Genomic DNA, 19471 nt, shown 5'->3' on the forward strand with positions numbered 1-19471 from the left:
AGATCAGCGCCCTACAGAGAGCGGTATTTGTGAGTCGCCACCGTTCAGTAGTCGATAGCCGTAATCTCCTCGACGGGCCACTGACTGAGGATCTCGACGCCGTTCTCGCGGACGACGACCATCTCCTCGACGCGGACGCCCTGTCGGTCGGCCGGCTGCATCGTCTCGACGGCCATCGTCATGCCCTCCTCGATCTCGATGGGATGGTCCGGCGAGAGGCCCCGCCAGATGAGTGGCTCCTCGTAGAGTTGGAGCCCCAGGCCGTGGGCCCAGTGGTTGGTCGTCATCTGCCAGAAGTCGTCGGCGTCGTACCAGTCCATGTGTTCGCCCTCTTCGTCCGGGAAGCCCTTGCAGATCTCGTCGGTGGTCGCCCCGGGCTCGATGCGCTCTAACACGTCGTAGAGGTCGTCGCGGGCCTTCTCGTAGACGTCCTGCTGGGCCTGCGTGGGCTCGCCCATGGAGAACGTGCGGTAGTAACAGGAGCGATAGCCAAGGTAGCCGATGTTGTAGAAGTCGGCGTAGACGAGGTCGCCGGGCCGGATCATGCGGTCGGTCGTGTTGGCCTGGTGTTTCGGCCACGTATTCGGGCCGGAGGTGACGTAGCCGCCCTGGGCCATCGCGCCGTGACGCCAGAGTTCGTTGACCGCATCGCCCCAGACCTCGGACTCGCGTTTGCCGGGTTTCGCGCTCTCGGTGATGGCCTGGAAGCCCGCCTCACAGATGGCTGCGACCTGTCGGAGACACTCGATCTCGTCGCGCGTCTTGACCTTGCGAGCGTCAAGCATGATGTCCGTCGCTGCGTCAGTGTCGACGTCGACGCCGCGGTCCTCGAACTTCTCGACGAGTGCGCCGTTAGCCACGTCGATGCCCATCGGTTCTTTAGCGACGCCGTACTCCTCCATGGCCTCGTAGACCGTCTCGGCCATCTTGTCCTTGAGCCAGCGTCGCGCCGAGGCGCTCCCCGAGGCCCGGGGAACGTTCCCGAGGCCGGGACAGGCGTACCGGATGTCGTCGAGCCAGGGGCAGTTGAACCGCTGGTTCGAGGCGTGATCGGCCGTGTCCCAGTGGACGACATCGCCGTCTTCCGTGAGCAGCGTGTAGTGGTCCGCGCCGCTGCCGCCGGTCATCGCGAGCCCGGTCACGTAGCGGACGTTCGGGTCGTTGATGAGCAACATCGACCCCAACTCCGAGTCCTGGAGTCGCTCGAGCGCTCGCTCCTTGCGCTCGCGTCGCATGCGCTGGACGTCGATGCGCTCTTCCCAGTCGACAGCCATGGTTCCACGCGTTCCTTCCATGAAGTCGCGCTCGTACATCACATCAACGTACACAGAGGGGGCTAATCAAACTCCGGATTTGATGGTGACAGCTGACACACCCCACCGGTCGATTCGCTGTGCTGGCAGCGTGTACCCACCCGAGCCTATAACTGCCTGCTGCGACCACTGGTGGCTATGTCCCACGAGACGCCGATTCGCGTCGACCACACCGGCATCGCCGTCGAATCGATCGCCGACGCCGAACCGATCCTGTTCGCGCTCGGCTGTCGGAAGCTTATCGAGGAGTCCGTCGAGGGCCGCTTCCGCTGGGCCCAGTACGACTTCGGGATGGACGCCTCGCGACTGGAACTCATCGAACCCGAGGCCGACGACACTTTCCTGACCGAGTACCTCGACGAGCACGGTCCCGGACTCCACCACATCACCTTCGAGGTCGCGGACATCGCGGCCGTCGCCGCGGCGCTCGAGGACGCCGGCTATCGGGTCGTCGAGTACGAAGAATACGACGACTGGACGGAGGCGTTCGTTCCCCCGTCGAACCCGACGGGGGCGCTGTTCCAGCTGTTCGAGTACCACGAGGGGTACGGCGAGGACCGCCCGCCGGCCGACGCGCTCTACGTCGACGGCCAGCGGTTATAGTAGCCACTGAGAGTCAATGCACACCCGATCGCACAGTCGTCGTGCGATCGGTGTGTAAATCGTTTCAGTTGTTACTATAGAAGAAGCCTGAAAAACCGATCAGACCGGCTCGAGCCCGTTCTCCTCGCGGAGCGTGTTGATGTACTCGCGGAACCCGTTCTCGAGGTCGTATTCGACCTCGTAGCCGAGGTCCTCCTGTGCGGCGGTCATGTCGAGGTTCTGGGTCCACGGGAGTTCGCCGTCGTCGGAGACGTCGAGGTCGGCGTCCGGGATGATCTCGCGGACGGTATCGGCGGCCTCGCGGATGGTAGCGAGTTCCCCGCGGACGTTGTAGATCCGCTGGCTGAGGTCCTCGTCGGGGGTAAAGGCCGCCTTCCGGAACGCCTGGGCGATGTCGCGGGCGTGTTGCCAGTCGATGACCTGGTCGCCGTATTCGACGCTGAACGACTCCTCGAGGGCCGGTTTCTCGACGATGTTCGCGAGGAACGCCGAGCCGCCGGTCTCCCGGTAGGGGCCGTACGCGACGGTCGGGCGCAGGCCGACGTGGGAGACGTCGTAGTCCTCGTAGTAGACCCGAGCCTGGTGTTCGTTGTACTCTTTGGTCGCTCCGTAGAGCGTGTCGGGGTAGACGAGTTCGTCCTCGTCGACGTACTCGCCCTCGTAGTTGTGCGGCGGCGCGTACACGGCGGCGCTCGACGCCCAGGCGACGCGTTCGACCTGATCGTCGAGCGTACGGGCGGCTTCCAGGACGTTGTTCGTACCCGTGACGTTCACGTCGAGGGCCGCACGCGGGTTGTCGCGGGCAGTGTTGGTCAGCAGCGCTGCCAGGTGAATGATGTGTGTCGTTCCGGTCTCTTTGACTGCGCGGATGACGTCTGTCGGCTCCGAGACGTCGCCCCGCCGAATGGTCACGTCGTCGGCGACGCCGAGTTTGTCCAGAATGCGGTCGTCCGTCGACAGGTCGTAGGCGACGACGTCGTGTCCCGCATCGACCAAGTCCTCGACGACGTACGAGCCGAGGAAGCCAGTACCACCAGTGACGAGTACAGTTGACTCTGTCATCGTATACCAACGACGTGACGGAGCAACACAAAAAAGTTTGTTATTACCACCGTCCCGCCGACACGTCTACCACCAGGTATTTTGAGACCCACGATGTCCGTCACGTCATGGCACGGCGACAGTTAGATCCAGACGGGCTCATCGACGCCTCGAGCATCGGCTACAGCCACGGCATCGTCGCGGACGGCACACTCTACATGTCCGGGCAAGTCGGCTGGGACGAGTCGTTCGAACTTGCCGGCGAGGACGTCACAGCACAGACACGCCAAGCATTCGCGAACGTCGAGATGCTCCTCGAGGACGTCGATCGATCGCTGGCCGACGTGACGAAAGTGACCGCGCACGTCGTCGACCTCCAAGCGAACCGGGACGCGTTCTTCGAGGTGTGGAACGATGTGCTCAGCGAGCCGCCGTTCCCGTGTCTCACGCTGCTCGGTCCACAGCAACTCGCACAGGACGGGTTACTCGTCGAACTCGAGGTCGAAGTCCCGATCGACGAGTAGCCGCCGACTATTCGTGGAGGCCGCCGACCTGTTCGTAGAACGACGATTGGAGAGACTCGACCATTTCCTCTTCGCGATCAATGCGCGTGTCGATGACGAACGGGACATCGGCGTTCGTCCCGGTCTCGAGCGCGTCGGCGAGTTCGTCGGGCGTCACTGCACGCGTCGCCTCGGCCCCGAACGCTTCAGCAGCCTTGACGAAGTCGGTATCGTGGAACTCGACGCCGGCGATGTCGCCCTCGTCGTCTTGCATCTGCCGGACCATGCCCAGACTCGTATCGTTCAAGACGACGAACGTCGGCGCCACGCCGTGTTCGACGGCCGTCTCGACGCTGGTCATTGTCATGGCGAAGCCGCCGTCGCCGGCGACGCCGATGACGTCCTTGTCCGTCGTGATCGCCGCCGAAACGGCTGCCGGCGTAGCCCAGCCCATGCTCCCGACGCCGCCGCTGCCGTAGTAGGTCCCCGTGTCGGGGGTCTCCAGGTAGTTCAGGAGCCAGAAGCGGTTGTTCCCGGAGTCGGCTGTGACGATGGTGTCCGCGTCGACGACGGCTTCGATCTCTTTGACCGCGCGCTGGGGCTTGATTGGTGAGGCATTCGACTTACACTTCGGATCGGAGAACGACTCCCGTGCCTCGGCCGCCCGGTCGCGTGCCCAGTCGTTGACCACGTCGTCGGGTAGTGCATCCGCGAGGTCGGCGAGGCTCTGCGTAGCATCGCCGATGAGTGCGACGTCAGCAGGGTAGACCCATCCGGCGTTGCGGGTGTCGATGTCGGCGTGGATGATCGTCTGTTCGTCCGGTCGGATGAAACCGGGTGCCTGCCAGTTCGTGTCCATCGGGTTGAGTCGGGACCCGACGACAAGCAGTACGTCAGCCTCGCTGACAACTTGATTCGCTCCTTCGTGGCCGAACGAGCCAATGACGCCCGCGGCCTGCTCGTGAATCTCGGGAAACGTGGATTTTCCGAGATAGGAGGTAGTGACGACGGCGTCGGTGGCCTCGGCGACTGCCATCAGTTCGTCGTACGCGCCAGCCGAGTGGACGCCGTTGCCGGCGATGATGACCGGGCGCTCGGCGGCCATCAGTTCATCCACAGCCGTCGCGAGGTCATCAGCGTCGGGACGTGCCTCCCAGTTTTGTACCTGGTCGTGGCCGTCCCAGACAGGTGGCACTGGATCGTCGGGCATCTCATCGGAAACGGCGTCACCGTCAAGAATGACGGCAGTGGGGCCGGAGCGGCCAGCCGTCGCGTGTTTGAATGCCAGCTGGAGGCTGCGAATGGTTTCCGTTGGCGACCGAGGGAACCAGTGTTCCTTGGTGTACGCCTCGAGCGCTGAGGGGAGATCTAGTCCTCCGTAGTCGCCCCGGGCCTGCTGGTAGGGCGCGAGCGTGGAGTAGTCGCCGCGCTCGCTGGCCTCCGTGATGACGACCATCGGCGAGGAGGCGAGTTTGCCCTCCATCTGTCCGATGGCACCGAGACTGCCGATCCACGGTCCCTGCCCCGCGAGGACGCCGGGATTGCCCGTCATCCGCCCGTACATCTCCGCCATGATACTCGCCTCGCGCTCGTCACGTGGGCGAACCATGGTCACATCGGACTCCGGGATGTAATCGAGGATTTCGATGACCCGGCCGCCCGGATACCCGAACAGATACTCGACGTCCTGGGCGTCGAGCTCTTCGACGAGCCGTTCGCCCGTCTCAGTCATGGGTCTCGTCGAGTTGCACAGTCTCGTCGACGACGAGCGTCGGCCCTGCCTCGAGGTCGATGAACTCCGCGGCGTCGGCTTGGACCTTCTGTCCGACCTCGGACTCGAAGGCCTGATTGAGCGCTGTCATGTCGTCGAAGTAGAGCTCAAGGACGCCGTCATACTCGACGGCATTCGGGTTCGTCGGGACAGACGTCGTGTACTTCCGGAGGCCCGGCAGATCCTTTGCGATCGCTGCGTGCTCGCCCTGCCAGCGCTCGGCGAACTCCTCGTGGCTGTACTCGTCCGTGCGGACGAGGAAGTCTACCATCTTAATCATGGTACTAGCTATCTCATATTCCACACTCTTTGGTTTAACGGTTACCGCTTCCCGCGCCAGCTCACGGGAATCGCTGAAGAGATGTCCAATCGGGTTCGACAGCTTGTTCGAATAGCTTGAACAGGCTTTAGTGAAATCAATCCGTTGAGTATCACATGTCACTCCCACCTGATGTCGACCGGCCCGTCGAAACCGTCGAACGAGCGATCGACATCATCGACTACCTCAAGGAGAACGGACCTGCAACGATCGCCGAGGTGACGGCCCATCTCGGCTGTGCCAAGAGCACTGCCCATCGCCACCTGAAGACGCTCGAGGCGAGCAGCTTTCTCATCGAGGAAAACGACGAATATCGTCTCGGGATTCGGTTTTTGGACTACGGCGTCATCGCTCGAGACAGGCACACGTTCTATCGGGAAGTGAAATCGAAAGTTGATACTCTCGCCGACGAGACTGACGAGAAGATCTGGTGTGCCGTCGAGGAGCACGGGCGGAGCGTTCATATCTACGGCGCGCAGGGGAAACGCTCCGTGCGGACGTACGCTCGCCTGGGACATCAGAACTACCTCCACCAGCATGCCGCGGGGAAGGCGATACTGGCGTATCTGCCGGACGAGCGCATCGACGAGATCGTCGAGACGTACGGATTGCCAGCACGAACGCAACATACGATAACGACCGCGGACGAGCTCTGGGACGAGATCGAGGCCATTCGCGAGCGTGGGTACGCACTGAACATTGAGGAGTCCGTCGAAGGGCTCCACGCGATCGGGGCACCGATAAAAGATGAGAACGGGACTGCACTCGGCGCTATCAGCATCTCGGGGCCTGCGAATCGCCTCGACGGATCGTTCCTCCGGGAAGAACTCCCGACGCTACTGCTCGGGACAGTCAACGAAATCACGATTAACCTCGCACACGCCTGACGGACGACCGTCGCAAGACGGCTTCTCGAGGGTGTGACCCGGCCGCGTCTGTCGCCGCTCACCCAACTATCCGCCCGAACAGCGGTCACGAGACGGCCGGTTCGCCCGCGGACGCGTATCACATTACCGAACGAGTAATGATATATTCCGACAGGAGCTGGACAGGCTTCCTTCTTTTCTGTTCCCAATTCTGTTCACTTACAGTGAACACAAATTCCGGCGTACCGAAACGTACTTTGGTACTCAGTCAGCGATACCGTGTTTCCCGCGAATATCGGCCCTAGAAAGCCGGCTACGGCGACACAAACAATCTGTTACTACCTCAATTCATTCGATCTATTCGAATACGCGAATTTGCCAGCTCGACTTGAGAAATCGAGTCCATTGCCATTACAGAACTAGTTCTGTAATCAGTAGAAGAGCGTGGTACGACGCATCACCACAATGGGCTCGTTTCTGCTATGCCGACCAATGATCGCGGTGGATCAGAGCTGAGCGCCGGGTCGATATCCCGAAGTCAAGAAAAGGTCTCACGGTTCACGGCCGATATCTGTCTCGAGAAGCTCCAAAACCACTGATTCAATTATGATGAACGCAAATCCGGCCCCAACTGACTGGCAATGGCTCTCAAGGATCGGGCCGATGGCAAATCCACTCGCTGTCATGCGATTAAATCGAATATTCCGAGACCAGAACTGTGAACATCGACGTGCGAGCGTTCACTGTCGATGAACAACCATCATTGAACGAGAAATCGACGCTTAGCTGGTGGCGGCAGCAGATAGCCCTGTTCGACAATGAAAAATTGTTCGATAAGGGTGAACAGTTATGCTACTTGTTCACAGAGTACGATCGTGATCAGCTGCTCGGCCAGTCGGGCTCGCGATCCTCAAAGAAGGCGTCGATGCCCTCGTTCTTATCGTCGGTCGCGAATAGTTGTGCGAATAGTTCAGCCTCGTACTCGATGCCCTCCTCTAAGCCCATCCGCGAGGCGGCTTTGACGGACTTTTTCGCGAACTCGAGTGCGACCGGGCTCTTCTCGGCCATTGCTGCGGCGAGGTCGTAGACGCTGTCGTCGAACGTCTCGTCGGCGTGTACCTCGTCGACGAGGCCGATGTCTGCGGCTTCTTCGGCGTCGATGAGTTCACCGGATAGGATGAGCCGCATGGCGTGGCCTTCACCGACTAGTCGCGGGAGGCGCTGGGTGCCGCCACCGCCTGGCATGATACCGAGGTTGATCTCGGGTTGACCGATTTTCGCGTCCTCGTGGGCAATGCGGACATCGCACGCCTGGATGAGTTCGCAGCCCCCTCCCAGTGCATGGCCGTTAATCCGGGCGATGACCGGGATCGGACAGTCGTCGACGCGCTCGTAGACGCGCGGGCGCTTGCTCGCTTCACGTTGCTCTAGCATACCCCGTTCGCGCAGTTCCGTCACGTCCGCGCCCGCGACGAACGCGCCGGATTCCTCAGCACCCGTCAGGACGACGACGCGCACGTCGCTGTCCTCGACGGCGTCGAGAACGTCTTTGAGTTCCGACCGCAACTGTGCGTTGAGCGCATTGCGGGCGTCTGGTCGGCATAGTTCGATCGTCGCTACGTGCTCGATACGGTCACCGACGGTGGCGTTTACCGTCTCACACTCGGCGGCGGTCGCTTCGATCGACATCAGTCATCACCCCAGTCGCCGCTCGTGCCGACGATTTCGCCGTCCTCCCAGACATAGAATCCTTCACCGCTTTTCTTGCCAAGTTTGCCGGCTCGGACTTTCCGTTTTAACACCTGTGGGGGCTTGAATCGCTCGCCGAGTTCCTCACGGAGGTACTCGAGGATGTCCAGTCGAACGTCGAGCCCAACGACATCGCCGAGTTCGATCGGTCCCATCGGGTGGTTGTAGCCGAGTTCCATCGCGGTGTCGATGTCCCGCGGATCGGCGACGCCTTCCTCGACCATCCGCATCGCCTCGACACCGAGCGCGACACCCAGCCGCGAGGACGCGAAGCCGGGGGCGTCGGTCACTTCGACAGGTGTCTTATCGATGTCCTCAATGTACTCGTGGGCGAACTCGAGGGTCTCGTCGTCGGTCTGCTCGGCGACGACGATTTCGACGAGTTCCATGATGTGGACAGGATTGAAGAAGTGCAGTCCGATCACACGGCCGTCGTTCGCCGCCGCGCTCGCGATCTCCGTGATCGACAGCGAGGAGGTGTTCGTCGCGATGACCGTCTCGTCGTCGACCAGCTCTTCGACGTCCGCCATCGTCGACTTCTTGAGGTCTAAGTCCTCGGGAACGGCTTCGACGACGAGATCCGCGTCCGCGACGGCCTCCTCGAGGTCCGTCGTTCCCGAGAGGCGCTCGAGGGCGGCGTCGGCCTCCTCGCGGGTGACCTTGTCGCGTTCGATGCCGCCCTCGAGGTTGTCCTCGATCGACTTGAGGCCGTTCTCGACATATTCCGTCTCGATGTCCCGGACGATCACGTCGTGGCCAGCCATGGCGGTTACTTGTGCGATTCCGTGCCCCATAGTTCCAGCTCCAAGTACTGCGACTCGCATACACAAGCAATACCGTGGGTCCCTAAAAGCCGTTTCCGTTTCATACGTGTGAGTCCGATCCGGCGCACCCGCGATCCGTCTGTGGATGCCCCGGGGAATTCGTCACAACCTCCGTCTCAGAAGACGAGCGCGGGACCGAACTCGAGCACCCAGAGGGCGGCCATCCCGACGCCGATCGTCAACAGAATGTTCCCGCGCCACCACGCCACCGCGGCGGCGACGATACCGGCGGCCAGCCGGTCGTCTATGACCATCGCGGCGACATCTGGACTCGGCGTGACGAGTCCAGGGGCGACGAGTGCTGCGAGCACCGCCGGAGGGACGAACTTGAGAACGAGCTTGACACGCGGCGGAACCTGGTTGATTCGGCCGAACAAGTGGATAAAGGAGAGCCGGATGAGATAGGTCGCGACGGCGATCACAAGGATAATGACCCAGATACCGAGCGTGGAGAACTCGCTCATCGGTCCATCGCCTCCTCAGTGGTCACGCCGGCGGCGATCCCGACGGCTGCGGCGATGAGGAGGTCGAGTCCCGCCGGCAGTCCGAACTCGGCGACGGCGTACGCCGCGGCGATCGCGACGATGGCGCTGGCGAGGGCGGATACGACCTGCGGGAGATCCTCGATTGCCGGGACCAGGATCGCGAGGAAGACTAGCGGAATCGCGAACATGAGGTTCAGCGACTCCGGAATGCCGGCACCGAGGACGAAGCCAACGATCGTCGTGGCGACCCAGACGACCCAGATACTCACGCCGAGCCCGAGGTAGTACAGCCGCTTGTCACGGCTTCGGGCTTCCGCGGCGTACTCGGCGATGGACATCGCGTAGACGTGATCGGTGAGGAAGTATGCGAGATACGCCCGCGTTCGCTTCCCGTAGTCGGTAAAGTGTGGCGCGATCGACGCTGAGTACATGAGCATCCGCAAGTTGACGACGATTCCAGTGATGACGATGATGGTGAGCCCTGCGTTCGCACCGATCAACTCGACGGTGACGAGCTGTGCGGTGCCCGCAAAGATACCCGCGGACATCATCGTCGTCTGGGCAACCGACAGTCCCGCACCGTCAGCGGCGATCCCGAAGACGAGCGCGAACGGGACGAGCCCAAGCAGGATTCCAATGGAGTCGCGCGCTCCCGCGCTAAAATCTTCGTTCATGGAGTCTCTAGTTGGGTGACCGTGACGTTGTGGGGGGTTGTTCGAGGGCTGTACGATCGTTGGATCGACGGGGATGACGGACCCATCGATGCGGTATCTGGCGCTAACATGTTGAGATCGACATAAGTCCCGACGAAGCGGGAACGCGACACCACAGACGATCCGGCGACTGCGATCTCGACAGTGATCGGGCTGGACATGCCCGTCTCGTCCTCCGCTGAACGATCGCAGGCATCCGGAGGTCTGTGTGGTGATCATGATCGAGTCACTGCCGTGCAATGGACATTGCCTACTCTTCCTTTCCATGTCTGACTCAAAACAATGTCGAACGTTCACGATCAAGTGCTGGTATCGAGTACCACGTCTGAGCCGCCAGTCGTCCGATCCCGACGCAGTCGAGAGCCGAAGGCTTAAACCCCGAACCGTTCGACCTACAGCGTGATGACACAAGCCAATGCTGTAATTGTCGATGCAGTCCGAACACCGCAGGCGAAAAAGGACGGCGCGCTCGCTGGCCTGTATCCCGAAGACCTTGTCACGGCGATCCTTGACGCGCTCGTCGAGCGTACGGGAATCCAAGCAACAGCCTGGGAGGACTTCCGGCTCGGCTGTGCAAACCAGGAGGAGGAACAGGGTCGAAACCTCGCCCGGCAGTCGTTGCTCGCGGGCGGGTTCCCAGAGACCATTCCTGGCTCGACCACCACGCGCCTCTGTGGCTCCTCGCTGAGCACGCTCAACGACACCGCCCGCGCCATTGAGGCCGGTGACGGTGCCGTCTATCCCGTTGCCGGCGTCGAGCAGATGAGTCGAGTTCCCTTCTCGGACTGGCTCCACCCGGCGATCGAGGAGCGCTACGACGCCGACCGACTGCCGATGGGGCAGACCGCCGAGACCATCGCCCGCAGGCACGACGTGAGCCGTACCGATCAAGACGAGTTCGCCCTCCGATCGCACGAGCGGGCGACCGAGGCAGTCGAAAGTGGCCGATTCGACGACGAAATCGTCCCCGTCGACACCGACGACGGCCTCGTAGAGACTGATGAGACGCCGCGGCCGAACACGACACTCGAGAAACTAGGCGAACTCCCGACCGTCTTCCGCGACGACGACCAGGCGTCGGTCACGCCGGGCAACGCCTCGCCGCTGACCGACGGCGCTGCTGGCCTGCTCGTCACGAGCGAGTCCTACGCCGAGGACCACGGACTCGAGCCGCTTGCCCGGGTCAAAACCCGCGCCGTCGTCGGCGTCGATCCGCTCGTCATGGGGAAAGGGCCAATCCCTGCGACGCGTGCTGCACTCGAGGACGCCGAGCTCACGATCGACGACATTGACCTCGTTGAACTCAACGAGGCGTTTGCTGCACAGAGCGTCCACTGTGTCCGCGAACTCGGAATACCTGACGAGAAAGTGAACGTCAATGGCGGGGCGATCGCGCTGGGCCACCCGCTTGGCTGTTCGGGTGCACGGATCTCGACGACGCTGCTTCATGAGATGGAAAAACAGGACGCCACATACGGGCTCGCGACGATGTGTGTCGGCTTCGGACAGGGTGTGGCGACAATTTTCGAACGGCCCTAAGATCGTTACCGTTTCGCGCCGGTGAGTTGGGCCTTGAAGCCGTAGCGGATGACGTCTTCTTGTGTGTAGATGCGCCGGATCGTAGTTTCGACGTCGTCGCCGACATCGACGACTTCGTCGCCGCCGATCAGGACCTGCGTTGGCGCGCTGACTGTTTGCTCGCCATCAGGCCCGTTGAACGCCACCACGGCGCTGACGAACGCCCCGCTCTTGGACTGCTGCTCGACGAACTCGGGTGGGGCACCGCCCTGTTCGATCTGGGTCACCGCCTCGACAGTACCGGTTCCCGACAGTTCGACGGTCTCGTATTCGTCAGGGACCTCGTTGCAGTCGTAACACGCCCCGTCTGGCGGGAAGTTCAAGCCGTTGCAGTTCGGACACCGCCCGGCCACCAGTCGGTGACGCTGGGAGATCGTCCGCTGCCATGAGGGGACGCTCACGTACGCGCCGCCGCCTTCGGGCTCGTCGCTGGTAATCTCGCCGCGCCGCCGGAGGTACTCGGCATACGACAGGTCAGTATCTCCCTCGAGCGATGTGGCGACGGGGACGGCCCCGTCAATGAGCAAGGCGTTTGCGCCCGCACCGCTTCCGTAGGCCGCCATGAGGAGCCGCTCGGCACCCTCTTCAAAGGCCGTCGCGGCACTGAGGAACACGCTCGCTGCACCGGTGTCGCCGAGCGTGCTCACTGTCTCCGCGGCCGAGATCTCGGTGACGCTGACGCCCAGCGCATCGGTCGCGCGATACGGCAGTTTTCCGTCAGGTGACTGGACTGCTGCCGCGTCGACGTCGAGGGGTTCCTCGAGGTCGCTCGTGGCACCGCCGAGTGTCGTGGTAAACGCGTCCCGGTCGTACTGTGTGACGCCCAGTCCGGTCGTCTCGTCGTCGCCGGTCGTCCGGAACCGCGTTCCGGGGTAGGGCTCGACGTGGGAAGCACGGTCGACGATCGTTCCGGGTCCGTCAGCCTCGAGGACGAACGCGGCCGCGCCGGCACCGGCGGCGTGCCCGCGTTCGCTGTCGGGTTCGCCGCGCGGACAGTCGCTGGCGATGACGAGTGCGACCTCGTCGCCCCACGGTCCTGCGTCGAGAGCGGCGTCGAGTGCCTGCGCGCTGGCGCGGGTACTGCCTGTCACCGTCCGGGTGGTCACGTCCTCAGGCGCGCCGAGCATGCTCGCCAGCCGCGCGGTGAGGTCCTCCTCGGCCATCGGTGGCGTCGTCGTCCCCAGCGCCAGATGTGTGACGGCGGATCCGTCCCGGCCGGCGGCAGCGAGTGCCCGCTCGGCTGCTTCGACGGCCATCGTCAGCGCGTCTTCGTCGGCTTCGGGGACTGCCTTCCGCTCGATACCGGACGCCTGGAACTGGCCCCAAGCGTCGGCGATCTCGTCGGCGTCGATCCGCAGCCGCGGGGCGTAGGCACCGACCGCTGCGATGGAGACGTCGGTCATTGTGCCACCTCCCGTTCGAGAACGTGCACAACGGCTGCACCGCCACTGCCTCCAACATTGTGTGTCAGGCCGTACTGCGGGTCATCGATCTGTCGATCACCGGCCTTGCCACTCAGTTGCTTGAACGCCTCGGCGACCTGGCCCGCACCCGTCGCGCCGATAGGGTGGCCCTTGGACTTCAGGCCGCCTGACGCGTTGACCGGGAGCTCACCGTCCAGTTCCGTGACGCCGTCCTCGAGCAATTGGTGAGCCTCTCCGCGCTCGCAAAAGCCGAGGTCTTCGTAGGCGAGTAGTTCCGCGATTGCAAAGCAGTCGTGGATCTCCGCGAAGTCGACATCGTCGGGCGTGATACCCGCTTCGTCGTAGGCCTGCTCGCCGGCTTTCTTTGAGGAGGCGATTCCCGTGTAGTCGTCGCGCTGGAAGAGACCGACCCGTTCGCTGGCGGCACCGACGCCCGCAACGCGGATCGGATCGTCTGTATACTCATCGACGACATCCTCGCTCGCGATCAACACGGCGGCCGCGCCGTCGGAGGTCGGACAGCAGTGATAGAGGTTCAGCGGGTCGGCAACCGTCGGCGCACCGACCGCGTCGTCGAGCGAACACTCGAAGCCCAGATGGGCCTTCGGATTTTTTGCGCCGTTTTCGTGGTTTTTGACCGCAACCATCGAGAGGTGTTCCTGCGTCGCCTCGTATTGGTCTAAGTACGTACTGGCCATCTGGGCGTAGACGCCCGCGAAGGTCGTCCCCGTCAGGCGCTCCCACTCTGTCTCGCCGCTGACGCCGAGCCAGTACTTCGTCACGTCGCTGCTCATGTCGGTCATGATTTCGACACCGCCGGCCAGCGCCACGTCGGCCATCCCGCTTTTGACCGCCTGCACTGCCTGCCGAACCGAGTACCCCGACGCCGCACAGGCGTTCTCGATGCGCGAACTCGGGATTCCGTGTAAGCCAGCATGTTCGGTCGCCGCCGGCCCCGACAGCCCCAGTTGGCGACCGCCGACGCCGAGCGAGCCGATAACGGCTTCGTCGATGTCGTCTCTCTCGAGTCCATATGGTACGCTGTCGACGGCCGTCTCAAGGGCCGCGGAAAACAGCGAGCGATAACTCTCGTCGGGCATCGTACCGAACGGTGTTTGCCCTGCTCCGATGACGTAGGCATCCCGCATACGCTTCGAGTTGCCGATGTGTAGAGAAATAGCTTTTCCTCCACGCGTGGAAACACTGTGTTCCCAGTTATGTTCGTAAGTCGAATTTCTTATCCAAATGATCAAAAACTACCACTCGAACCTGACGGATCATACCCGAATGATTTTTCATGGTAGTATTCTAATCAGCGCATGAAGTATGGTGTATGCACCTGTAGAGAGCGAAGACCGCGAAGAACTCCGTGCAATTCAGGAAGAACGCCTCCACGAAACAGTCGAACACGCGTACGAAAACGTCCCGTTCTACCGCGAGCAACTCGAGGAAGCCGGCGTCGAACCGAGTGACATCGCGAGTCTCGAAGACATCGCGAAGCTCCCGATGACGACCAAGGAGGACTTCCGCGATGAGTATCCCGACGGCCTGTTCGCCGTCGACGACGAGGAAATCACGCGGCTCCATGCGTCGTCCGGGACGACCGGCAAGCCAAAGATCGTCTCCTACTCCGACGACGATCTCGATGTTTGGAGCGAAGTCGTTGCCCGGTCGCTGAAGGCAGGCGGCGTAAACCCGGGCGACACCGTCCAGAACGCCTACGGCTACGGTCTGTTCACGGGTGGCCTTGGCCTCCACTACGGTGTCGAAGAACTCGGCGCGACGGTCATCCCCATCGGGAGTGGCGGAACACAGCGTCAGGTCGAACTGATGACCGACCTCGAGAGCGACGCCTTCTCGTGTACGCCCTCCTACGCGCTGTACCTCGCCGAGACGGCAGAGGAGATGGGTTACGATCCACAAGAGCTCCCGATCTCGACGATTATCTTCGGCGCTGAGCCGTGTACCGAACCGATGCGCGAGGAGATCGAGGAGCGACTCGACGTGAACGGCATCGACATCTACGGGCTATCGGAGATCATTGGTCCAGGTGTCTCCAACGAGTGCCACGAGGCTCAGGACGGCCTGCACATCTGGGAAGACCACTTCTATCCGGAAGTCGTTGACCCGCAGACGGGCGAACCCGTCGAAGAAGGCGAAGAGGGCGAACTCGTGTTGACCACGCTCACGAAAGAGGCGTTGCCGGTGCTACGCTACCGGACGGGTGACCTCACGACGCTGAACTACGACAAATGTGAGTGCGGCCGGACCATGGTCCGCATGGACAACGTCACCGGTCGTGCAGACGATCTCCTCATCGTTCGGGGTGTCAACCTCTACCCGAGCGAGATCGAACACGTCGTCCTCGAGATCGACGGTGTCGCCCCACACTATCGCATCGATCTCCACAAAAAGGGCACTCTCGATGTCATGGAACTCACCATCGAAAAAGCCGAGGAGTTCGACGGCGACGACAAGGAACTCCAGAAACAAATCATGACACGCCTGGAGAACGTCCTTCAATTCACACCAGACGAACTCGAACTCGTCGACCACGGCGGCATCGCTCGAACCGAGGTCGGCAAGGTCCAGCGCGTCTACGACCACCGCGAGTAACGACGATTTCAGGGACGATAAACGCGTCCGCGGAACGTCGCAATTCGGTTTCCACCCTCACCCGTTACTGTGATTTCGTATTCTGCAGTTCGACCGGAGACGTGCGTCTCCTCGGCCGTGGCCGTGAGCGTTTCGCCGGTGTCGGCGGCTTCCAGATACGAGATGTTCGCCTCCAATCCGACGGCGGGTTCGCCGTGGGAGTTCGACGCCGCGGCGAAGGCAGCGTCCGCAAGCGAGTAGATGGCAGCTCCGTGTGGAGTTCCATGGAAGTTGAGCAGATCCTCAGTGATCGTCAGTTCTGTGCGAGCGAATCCCGCCTCTAGTTCAACGATGTCGATACCGAGCGTCTCGCAGTACGAATCGGATTCGATACGTGACCGTGTCTCATCAGATACGTTCGACATACAGGAAACTAATTCAGAAAGCTGACGTAAATACGTACTGGTTGTTGATAATTTTATTTATATATTTGGCCGTGAATCACCACGAACGTAAAATTATTTAATGGTGGTTTGCGAAATACGGTGTATGGCCTACAGCTACGAGCCACATCACTTCGAAGACTTCGAAGAAGGGCAAGAATTCATTAGCGTCGGTCGGACCGTCACGGAGTCGGACTTCGTGATGCACTCAGCGCTCAGCGGTGACTGGACTGAACTGCACACCAACAAGGAGTACGCAGCCGAACAGGACGATTTCGGCGAGCGTATCGCCCACGGTCCCATGACGTTCGTGCAAGCGACTGGATTCGTCTATCGCACTGGTATCGTTGAGCGGACCGCGCTCGCGTTCTTGGGCATGAACTACATGGATCTGCCCAACCCAGTCTTCATCGGCGACACCCTCCAGCTCGAGATGGAGGTCACGGAGAAGAAAGAAGTCGGCCGCGACGACGCTGGCCTCGTCGTCCTTGACACGGAGATGGAAAAGCAGGACGGCACCACCGTTCTCGAGGGCGACATGAAGTTCCTCATCAAGAAACAGGACTGAGACCTGGTTTTCGTTTCTCACGTGCCTCGCAGAAGGGAACAGCTCTAACTGTCATGCGGGCGCTATCAGCCAGTCCCGGCCCGACCGTGAGCCGTCGTGTGGGTGCGCCGGGCCTCGTGACGGCAGCCCGTATCAGGGTATCTGTCTCCCTGTCACGTGACAGTCACAGCAGAACTTGAGCGGAGCGACTGATACGTGATCATACGGTCAGCAAACGATCGGGGAGGCAGGACAGTGCGTGTCGTTCGCTTTGATCTGGGACGGACGCCTATCCGTCAGTCCCGGCGCGACCATGAGTCCCCTTCTGATCACGGAAACTCGTATAGCAGGCCGTCCGAATAGGGGTATGACTCGAACGAAGAACGGGAACGTTCACTACGTTTCTGTGGGCCGTAAACGCTGTTGACACCACGGACATAAACTGTTAAGGTGAATGGACCGTTCGTATCGAACGCAATGGAATACTCCGGTCCGACAGACCTGTATATCAACGGCGAATGGACAGCTGCGAGCAGCGGCGAGACGATCGAAACCGAAGACCCAGCGACCGAAGAGCCGTACGCGACGGTCCAGAAGGGGGACGCGGACGACGTCGACGCAGCCGTCCAGGCGGCCGCCGAGGCGGTCGACCACGGCTCCGAGTGGCGAACGATGGACCCCGACGAGCGCGGCCAGTATATGCACGCGATGGCCGACGCGATCGAGGAGTTGAAAGACGAGATCGCGATGGTCGAGTCCCACGACAACGGGAAGACGCCGTTTGAGGCGGGCCTCGAGATTGACCTGATCGTCGATACTTTCCGGTACTACGCCGGCTGGTCCGACAAGATCCAGGGCGAGCAGATTCCGGTATCCGACTCTCGACTCAACTACACCAAGCGCGAACCGGTCGGGGTTACCGCCCATGTCTCTCCGTGGAACTACCCCTTCCAGCTCGCGGGCCGAAGCATCGCACCGGCGCTAGCGACCGGCAACAGTGTCGTGCTCAAGCCGTCCAGCATGACACCGCTATCGGCACTTTACTACGCCAAGGCTGCCGAACAGGCGGGTCTCCCCGACGGCGTCGTAAACGTCGTTCCCGGCTCCGGGAGCGGCGCGGGCAGCGCACTGGCCAGTCATGACGACGTCGACCACGTCACGTTCACTGGTAGCACCGGCGTCGGCCAGACGATCCAGAAGGACGCCGCCGACAGCGTCACGGACGTGACGCTCGAGCTCGGCGGGAAGGGTCCGGCTGTCGTCTTCCCCGACGCCGACCTCGGTGCGGCCGCCCGGGGTGTCCAGTATGGCATCTTCATGAACGCCGGTCAGATGTGCTGGGCCAACTCGCGGCTGGTCGTCCACGAGGACGTCGCCGACGAGATGATTGATCGGATGGCCGACATCGCCGAGAACATCACGCTCGGCAGCGGCATCGACGACGACGGCCAGATGGGGCCAGTCGTCAGCGAGGGCCAGCAACAGGAGATCCTCGACTACATCGAGACCGGCAAAGCGGAAGGTGCAACCGTCGTCGCCGGCGGTGGCGTTCCCGAGGACAAGGACGCCGGTCACTTCGTCGAACCGACCGTCTTCGCGGACGTGACCAACGACATGACCATCGCCCGCGAGGAGATTTTCGGCCCCGTCCTGTCGATCATCGAAGTCGAAGACGAGGACGAGGCCCTCCAGGTCGCCAACGACTCGCCGTACGGGCTGACGTCCTGCGTCTGGACGAACGATCTCAGCCGCGCACACACCATGGCCGACAAACTCGAGTACGGCATGGTCATGGTCAACGACACGCCCAACACCTGGCCACAGACGCCCTTTGGCGGCACCAAGCAGAGCGGTCACGGACGTGCACAAGGGGAGGAAGCGATCGACGCCTACACCGAAGTCAAGAACGTTCACGTCAACCTCGAGTGACGACGAACCGATCGGTCGATCGAGAGTGACGACGTAGCGACCTGTCTACTCGTCGGAACAGTGCGGTCCTGTGACATGCCGAGCGCGCCTGTTTCCGAGCCCTTCTTGACCGCTCCCGTTTCGGGGTGGCTCAGACGGTCTCCTGTCAGTCAGTGCCGGTACATCCGCGACCGGCCTGCGGGTGCACCGGTACACAGTGACGATACACCGTATCACACCTGTCTTCGGATGGAGTTGCCACGATGAATAATTGGAGTCAAGAGATGATCGTTGACAGCACACGGCTGTTCTACCGGTGTGTCGCCACTGATGAGGGAGGACGCAAGTCGGGCTGACATCGGTTCCAATGGCGAGTCGCTGTCGGAGTTGCCTGTGATGACTTGAGCACAGTAACGAGCTGTCAGAAATGATCGTGTCTGGGATACACTAGCATATTGAGGGGTTCACCGAATAGACTTACAATGTGACACTCTCTGAGAACGGAATGAATGGAAGTCCGGATCGAGTGGACCGGAAACGACCGCGGAAACGGCACGGTCGCTACACGACTGCTATGATTGAAACGGCACTGCCAGTCGAGGAGTCGAGTGTGCGTGGGCTACGCGAACTTCTCGAAGGGCTGCTCGCAGTCGTTGCAGTAGTGCATCGACCGGCACAGCGACGGTCCTTTCGGGTGGTCGCGTTCGGTGTTCGCCGAGCCACAGTAGGGACACTCGGCCTGTTCGTGCTTCCCGGACGTATCGACGCTGGGGTCAAGGTTGCGCATGG

Annotated in this window: 19 protein-coding genes; 7 read left to right on the forward strand and 12 right to left on the reverse strand. The window is 61.8% G+C overall.

Annotation, left to right across the window (positions count from 1 at the left end; all coding sequences use genetic code 11):
• Positions 1-44 precede the first annotated feature (44 nt).
• Positions 45-1313 carry a M24 family metallopeptidase gene (locus tag BSG09_RS14785; RefSeq protein ID WP_092934435.1) on the reverse strand — a complete coding sequence of 423 codons (1269 nt, stop codon included), beginning with the start codon at positions 1311-1313 and terminating at the stop codon, positions 45-47.
• Between the two features lie 138 nt (positions 1314-1451).
• Between BSG09_RS14785 and BSG09_RS14790 the strand changes: the two genes are divergently transcribed.
• Positions 1452-1916 carry a VOC family protein gene (locus BSG09_RS14790; RefSeq protein WP_092934437.1) on the forward strand — a complete coding sequence of 155 codons (465 nt, stop codon included), beginning with the start codon at positions 1452-1454 and terminating at the stop codon, positions 1914-1916.
• 99 nt (positions 1917-2015) lie between these two features.
• On the opposite strand, the gene BSG09_RS14795 is transcribed toward BSG09_RS14790, so the two are convergent.
• On the reverse strand, positions 2016-2978 hold the full coding sequence (locus BSG09_RS14795; protein ID WP_008011705.1) for an NAD-dependent epimerase/dehydratase family protein: 963 nt from the start codon (positions 2976-2978) through the stop codon (positions 2016-2018).
• Positions 2979-3085: 107 nt separating this feature from the next.
• On the opposite strand from BSG09_RS14795, the gene BSG09_RS14800 reads away from it, so the two are divergent.
• Positions 3086-3481: a RidA family protein gene (locus BSG09_RS14800; protein WP_092934439.1), complete on the forward strand. Its 396-nt coding sequence runs from the start codon at positions 3086-3088 to the stop codon at positions 3479-3481.
• Between the two features lie 7 nt (positions 3482-3488).
• On the opposite strand, the gene BSG09_RS14805 is transcribed toward BSG09_RS14800, so the two are convergent.
• Both BSG09_RS14805 and BSG09_RS14810 read right to left on the reverse strand, forming a co-directional pair.
• Entirely contained in the window at positions 3489-5192 is a 1704-nt protein-coding gene (locus tag BSG09_RS14805; protein ID WP_092934441.1) for a thiamine pyrophosphate-binding protein, read from the reverse strand.
• Positions 5185-5511 (reverse strand): EthD family reductase, encoded by a 327-nt coding sequence (locus tag BSG09_RS14810; protein WP_049911662.1) that lies wholly within the window; start codon positions 5509-5511, stop codon positions 5185-5187. Before BSG09_RS14810 ends, BSG09_RS14805 begins: the two co-directional genes overlap by 8 nt.
• A gap of 155 nt (positions 5512-5666) precedes the next feature.
• Between BSG09_RS14810 and BSG09_RS14815 the strand changes: the two genes are divergently transcribed.
• Positions 5667-6437: an IclR family transcriptional regulator gene (locus tag BSG09_RS14815; RefSeq protein WP_092934443.1), complete on the forward strand. Its 771-nt coding sequence runs from the start codon at positions 5667-5669 to the stop codon at positions 6435-6437.
• Positions 6438-7295: 858 nt separating this feature from the next.
• On the opposite strand, the gene BSG09_RS14820 is transcribed toward BSG09_RS14815, so the two are convergent.
• From BSG09_RS14820 to BSG09_RS14835, 4 genes are all read right to left on the reverse strand, one after another.
• Positions 7296-8105 carry an enoyl-CoA hydratase/isomerase family protein gene (locus BSG09_RS14820; RefSeq protein ID WP_008011714.1) on the reverse strand — a complete coding sequence of 270 codons (810 nt, stop codon included), beginning with the start codon at positions 8103-8105 and terminating at the stop codon, positions 7296-7298.
• A complete protein-coding gene (locus BSG09_RS14825; RefSeq protein ID WP_008011717.1) occupies positions 8105-8989 on the reverse strand; it encodes a 3-hydroxyacyl-CoA dehydrogenase family protein in 885 nt (294 codons plus the stop codon). Before BSG09_RS14825 ends, BSG09_RS14820 begins: the two co-directional genes overlap by 1 nt.
• Before the next feature lie 116 nt (positions 8990-9105).
• On the reverse strand, positions 9106-9453 hold the full coding sequence (locus BSG09_RS14830) for an AzlD domain-containing protein (protein ID WP_008011719.1): 348 nt from the start codon (positions 9451-9453) through the stop codon (positions 9106-9108).
• On the reverse strand, positions 9450-10148 hold the full coding sequence (locus BSG09_RS14835; RefSeq protein ID WP_092934445.1) for an AzlC family ABC transporter permease: 699 nt from the start codon (positions 10146-10148) through the stop codon (positions 9450-9452). Before BSG09_RS14835 ends, BSG09_RS14830 begins: the two co-directional genes overlap by 4 nt.
• 441 nt (positions 10149-10589) lie before the next feature.
• Here BSG09_RS14835 and BSG09_RS14840 point away from each other — a divergent pair, with 441 nt between their 5' ends.
• Complete coding sequence (locus BSG09_RS14840) at positions 10590-11726, forward strand: thiolase family protein (protein WP_092934447.1); 1137 nt, start codon at positions 10590-10592, stop codon at positions 11724-11726.
• 5 nt (positions 11727-11731) lie between these two features.
• Here the strand turns inward: BSG09_RS14840 and BSG09_RS14845 are convergent, their stop codons facing one another.
• Complete coding sequence (locus BSG09_RS14845; RefSeq protein WP_092934449.1) at positions 11732-13168, reverse strand: zinc ribbon domain-containing protein; 1437 nt, start codon at positions 13166-13168, stop codon at positions 11732-11734.
• Positions 13165-14337 carry a thiolase domain-containing protein gene (locus BSG09_RS14850; RefSeq protein WP_008011727.1) on the reverse strand — a complete coding sequence of 391 codons (1173 nt, stop codon included), beginning with the start codon at positions 14335-14337 and terminating at the stop codon, positions 13165-13167. The genes BSG09_RS14845 and BSG09_RS14850 overlap by 4 nt, the downstream gene beginning before the upstream one ends.
• A 178-nt stretch (positions 14338-14515) precedes the next feature.
• Here BSG09_RS14850 and paaK point away from each other — a divergent pair, with 178 nt between their 5' ends.
• Entirely contained in the window at positions 14516-15805 is a 1290-nt protein-coding gene (gene paaK / locus BSG09_RS14855; protein WP_092934451.1) for a phenylacetate--CoA ligase PaaK, read from the forward strand.
• An 8-nt stretch (positions 15806-15813) separates the two neighbouring features.
• Here the strand turns inward: paaK and paaI are convergent, their stop codons facing one another.
• A complete protein-coding gene (gene paaI, locus BSG09_RS14860; protein WP_008011732.1) occupies positions 15814-16209 on the reverse strand; it encodes a hydroxyphenylacetyl-CoA thioesterase PaaI in 396 nt (131 codons plus the stop codon).
• 124 nt (positions 16210-16333) lie between these two features.
• On the opposite strand from paaI, the gene BSG09_RS14865 reads away from it, so the two are divergent.
• Positions 16334-16795, forward strand: a complete 462-nt coding sequence (locus BSG09_RS14865) for a MaoC family dehydratase (RefSeq protein ID WP_008011733.1) — start codon at positions 16334-16336, stop codon at positions 16793-16795.
• A gap of 456 nt (positions 16796-17251) precedes the next feature.
• The gene (locus tag BSG09_RS14870; RefSeq protein WP_092934453.1) at positions 17252-18703 is read left to right on the forward strand and encodes an aldehyde dehydrogenase family protein; all 1452 of its coding nucleotides are present in this window, start codon (positions 17252-17254) and stop codon (positions 18701-18703) included.
• Between the two features lie 598 nt (positions 18704-19301).
• Here BSG09_RS14870 and paaE read toward each other — a convergent pair.
• Positions 19302-19469 (reverse strand): 1,2-phenylacetyl-CoA epoxidase subunit PaaE, encoded by a 168-nt coding sequence (paaE, locus tag BSG09_RS20890; RefSeq protein WP_175542216.1) that lies wholly within the window; start codon positions 19467-19469, stop codon positions 19302-19304.
• Positions 19470-19471: the final 2 nt, after the last annotated feature.

The organism is Natrinema hispanicum (assembly GCF_900111485.1).
Classification (GTDB): Archaea; Halobacteriota; Halobacteria; order Halobacteriales; family Natrialbaceae; genus Natrinema; species Natrinema hispanicum_A.

Excerpts from the sequence above, each read along its gene's own strand:
- BSG09_RS14785 (WP_092934435.1), bottom strand. The coding sequence starts at position 1,313 with ATGTACGAGCGCGACTTCATGGAAGGAACGCGTGGAACCATGGCTGTC.
- BSG09_RS14790 (WP_092934437.1), top strand. The coding sequence starts at position 1,452 with ATGTCCCACGAGACGCCGATTCGCGTCGACCACACCGGCATCGCCGTC.
- BSG09_RS14795 (WP_008011705.1), bottom strand. The coding sequence starts at position 2,978 with ATGACAGAGTCAACTGTACTCGTCACTGGTGGTACTGGCTTCCTCGGC.
- BSG09_RS14800 (WP_092934439.1), top strand. The coding sequence starts at position 3,086 with ATGGCACGGCGACAGTTAGATCCAGACGGGCTCATCGACGCCTCGAGC.
- BSG09_RS14805 (WP_092934441.1), bottom strand. The coding sequence starts at position 5,192 with ATGACTGAGACGGGCGAACGGCTCGTCGAAGAGCTCGACGCCCAGGAC.
- BSG09_RS14810 (WP_049911662.1), bottom strand. The coding sequence starts at position 5,511 with ATGATTAAGATGGTAGACTTCCTCGTCCGCACGGACGAGTACAGCCAC.
- BSG09_RS14815 (WP_092934443.1), top strand. The coding sequence starts at position 5,667 with ATGTCACTCCCACCTGATGTCGACCGGCCCGTCGAAACCGTCGAACGA.
- BSG09_RS14820 (WP_008011714.1), bottom strand. The coding sequence starts at position 8,105 with ATGTCGATCGAAGCGACCGCCGCCGAGTGTGAGACGGTAAACGCCACC.
- BSG09_RS14825 (WP_008011717.1), bottom strand. The coding sequence starts at position 8,989 with ATGCGAGTCGCAGTACTTGGAGCTGGAACTATGGGGCACGGAATCGCA.
- BSG09_RS14830 (WP_008011719.1), bottom strand. The coding sequence starts at position 9,453 with ATGAGCGAGTTCTCCACGCTCGGTATCTGGGTCATTATCCTTGTGATC.
- BSG09_RS14835 (WP_092934445.1), bottom strand. The coding sequence starts at position 10,148 with ATGAACGAAGATTTTAGCGCGGGAGCGCGCGACTCCATTGGAATCCTG.
- BSG09_RS14840 (WP_092934447.1), top strand. The coding sequence starts at position 10,590 with ATGACACAAGCCAATGCTGTAATTGTCGATGCAGTCCGAACACCGCAG.
- BSG09_RS14845 (WP_092934449.1), bottom strand. The coding sequence starts at position 13,168 with ATGACCGACGTCTCCATCGCAGCGGTCGGTGCCTACGCCCCGCGGCTG.
- BSG09_RS14850 (WP_008011727.1), bottom strand. The coding sequence starts at position 14,337 with ATGCGGGATGCCTACGTCATCGGAGCAGGGCAAACACCGTTCGGTACG.
- paaK (WP_092934451.1), top strand. The coding sequence starts at position 14,516 with ATGGTGTATGCACCTGTAGAGAGCGAAGACCGCGAAGAACTCCGTGCA.
- paaI (WP_008011732.1), bottom strand. The coding sequence starts at position 16,209 with ATGTCGAACGTATCTGATGAGACACGGTCACGTATCGAATCCGATTCG.
- BSG09_RS14865 (WP_008011733.1), top strand. The coding sequence starts at position 16,334 with ATGGCCTACAGCTACGAGCCACATCACTTCGAAGACTTCGAAGAAGGG.
- BSG09_RS14870 (WP_092934453.1), top strand. The coding sequence starts at position 17,252 with ATGGAATACTCCGGTCCGACAGACCTGTATATCAACGGCGAATGGACA.
- paaE (WP_175542216.1), bottom strand. The coding sequence starts at position 19,469 with ATGCGCAACCTTGACCCCAGCGTCGATACGTCCGGGAAGCACGAACAG.